Source organism: Microcystis sp. M49636_WE2 (assembly GCF_030065375.1).
Lineage (GTDB): Bacteria > Cyanobacteriota > Cyanobacteriia > Cyanobacteriales > Microcystaceae > Microcystis > Microcystis aeruginosa_C.
Window position 1 is genome coordinate 1 of record NZ_JASJFG010000011.1, and the last position, 2,856, is coordinate 2,856.

At 44.0% G+C, this 2,856-nt stretch carries 3 protein-coding genes; 2 read left to right on the forward strand and 1 reads right to left on the reverse strand.

What is annotated here, in order from left to right; genetic code table 11:
* Positions 1-992, forward strand: a 992-nt coding sequence (gene aroC / locus PX484_RS00255) for a chorismate synthase (protein ID WP_288102627.1), incomplete at its 5' end; no start/stop codon positions are given.
* A gap of 13 nt (positions 993-1,005) precedes the next feature.
* Positions 1,006-2,208, forward strand: coding sequence for a glycosyltransferase family 4 protein (locus tag PX484_RS00260; RefSeq protein WP_287766134.1), 1,203 nt, complete (start codon positions 1,006-1,008; stop codon positions 2,206-2,208).
* A gap of 259 nt (positions 2,209-2,467) precedes the next feature.
* On the opposite strand, the gene PX484_RS00265 is transcribed toward PX484_RS00260, so the two are convergent.
* Positions 2,468-2,856: PDDEXK family nuclease (locus tag PX484_RS00265; protein ID WP_288102628.1), on the reverse strand; the 389-nt coding region annotated here is incomplete at its 5' end.

The following is a 2,856-nucleotide window of genomic DNA, read 5'->3' on the forward strand; positions in this document are numbered from 1 at the left end:
AAGAGGAGATTCAAATCGATTTAGACCGTCGCAAACCGGGACAAAGCAGAATCGTGACCCCGCGTCGGGAAAATGACATTTGTGAGATAATTTCGGGCGTTTTTGACGGCAAAACCCTCGGTACACCGATCGCTATTCTAGTGCGGAATCAGGATGCTCGCTCGCAAGATTACAACGAAATGGCCGAGAAATTCCGACCTTCCCACGCGGATGCCACCTACGAGGCAAAATACGGCATTCGCAACTGGAAAGGAGGAGGCAGATCTTCGGCCCGAGAAACCATCGGCCGGGTGGCCGCAGCAGCGATCGCCAAAAAAATCATTAAATCTATCTATAATGTCGAGATTATCGGCTATGTGAAGCGAATTAAAGATATTGAGGCAATCATCGACCCCAACACCGTCACCCTCGACGAGGTGGAAAGTAATATAGTGCGTTGTCCCAACGGGGAAACGGCCGCCCAAATGATCGCCCTGATCGACCAAATTCGCCTGAATAAGGACTCGATCGGCGGTGTGGTGGAATGTGTAGCCAGAAATGTGCCGAAAGGTCTAGGAGAACCCGTTTTTGATAAGCTAGAAGCCGATTTAGCTAAGGGGATGATGTCCTTACCCGCGAGCAAGGGATTTGAAATCGGATCGGGATTCGCGGGAACCTTCTTAACCGGCAGCGAACACAATGACGAGTATTTTATCGATGATAACGGGGAAATTCGCACCACGAGCAATCGTTCGGGGGGTATCCAAGGGGGAATCAGTAACGGTGAAAATATTATTATCCGCATCGCTTTTAAACCCACCGCAACTATCGGTAAAGAACAAAAAACCGTGACGCGCACCGGGGAAGAAACCACCCTGGCAGCCAAAGGAAGACACGATCCTTGCGTTTTACCCCGAGCGGTCCCTATGGTAGAAGCGATGATGGCTTTGGTATTATGCGATCATCTGCTCCGTTTTCAGGGACAATGTACGGTTAGCGATCGCTTTTTCTAAACCTTTACCCGCGATGAAATTTTTATTCCTTCATTCCAACTTTCCCGCCCAATTTCGCCATTTAAGCACGGTTTTGGCTCAAGACCCCCGAAATCAAGTTATTTTCGGCACTACCCGGCAAGAGGGAGAGATAGCGGGGGTAAAAAAATTTATTTACAAGGAAAGTCGCGCTGTTTCTCCCCAAACCCATCATTATGTCCGTCCCCTCGAAAGTGCGGTTTTACAAGGTCAAGCGGTTTATGGTGTTTGCCAACAACTGAAAAATCAAGGATTTTATCCCGATATTGTCTATGCACATTCTGGCTGGGGGCCGGGTCTATTTATCAAGGATATTTTCCCGAAAACTAAGTTTTTAGCCTATTTTGAATGGTTTTATCATGCCCATGGTTCCGATGCTGATTTTGATCCGGCGGATCCCCTTAATGCTGATGCCGAAGCCCGGATTAGAATTAAAAATGCGACGATCCTGATCGATCTGGTCAGTTGCGATCGAGGTTTATCGCCGACTATCTGGCAAAAACAACAATTTCCCAGCGAATTTCACTCGAAACTGACGGTTTTGCACGATGGCATCGATACGGACTATTTCTGTCCCCGTCCCGATGTGCAGTTAGTGATTCCAGAGATAGGTTTAGATTTATCGGGTGTTAAGGAGATTGTCACCTATGCAACCCGGGGAATGGAACCCTATCGCGGTTTTCCCCAATTTATGACGGCTGTTTCCCTAATTTTAGCCCGTCGGCCTAACTGTCATGTGGTGATTGTCGGGGAGGATCGGGTCGCTTATGGGAAAACTCTACCGGACGGCAAAACCTATAAACAATTGATGTTAGAAAGCCTTTCTTTGGATTTATCCCGGGTGCATTTTACCGGTTCTCTGCCCTACGGTCAATATAAACAGGTTTTACAGGCATCAGCGGCCCATATCTATCTTACCCGTCCTTTTGTGCTGTCTTGGTCAATGTTAGAGGCTATGGCCATGGGTTGCGTGGTGATTGGTTCCGATACTCCCCCCGTGCGAGAATTAATTACCGATGGGGAAAATGGTTTATTAGTGGATTTCTTTTCTCCTCAACAAATAGCCGATCGCGTCGATGAAGTGTTAGATTATCCCCAGGGTTGGCAAAATCTGCGTTTAAATGCTAGGGAAACTATCAAGCAACGCTACGACCTCAAGCAATGTTTACAGAATCATCTAGATTGGTTATTGAGTTGATGAAATGAGAGCATTTTCCCAAAAATACTGTCTTTTAAATGATTAATATCGCTATTAAATTCTTTCTCTTACAATCCTAATTCCTTCCTAAGCAGGAATATTACCTGCTCGTCTTTCTTCTAATAATACGGAGGCGATGAAACGGTTAAAAACTTGTTCCCTTTTGCTGGAATATTGAGAATTTAATTCTTGGCATTCTGCAACTTTTAAGTTAACCCATAATCTTTAGATAGGCAGAAAAAATCACCATTTTCTATTGTTATGTTGATTCAATAATTTTTATCCCTGCTCTAAATTCTCGCAGTGCTTGAGCATGATTTTCTGTATTAATACAACGCATCAATAAACCTACATCTAAACTCGGTAAAAGTTGCGATTTACTAACAGCTTTATATCCCTCATTTCCTAAACTATAAAACAATAATTCATCATTCATCCAAAACCAAACTTCAGGGATTTGTAACCGTTTGTATGCTTCCAGTTTATTAATTCCTCCACTACTAACAACCACCTCAATCACTAAATCAGAATGTTTTCTATTGGCTCCCAACTCATAGGATTTATCACCTTCTCTTTTAACCTTTTCAAATTCATTTTCTAAGGTGACAGAACCAGTAGGAGTAAAATCTAATCCCAAAAATTCTAAAT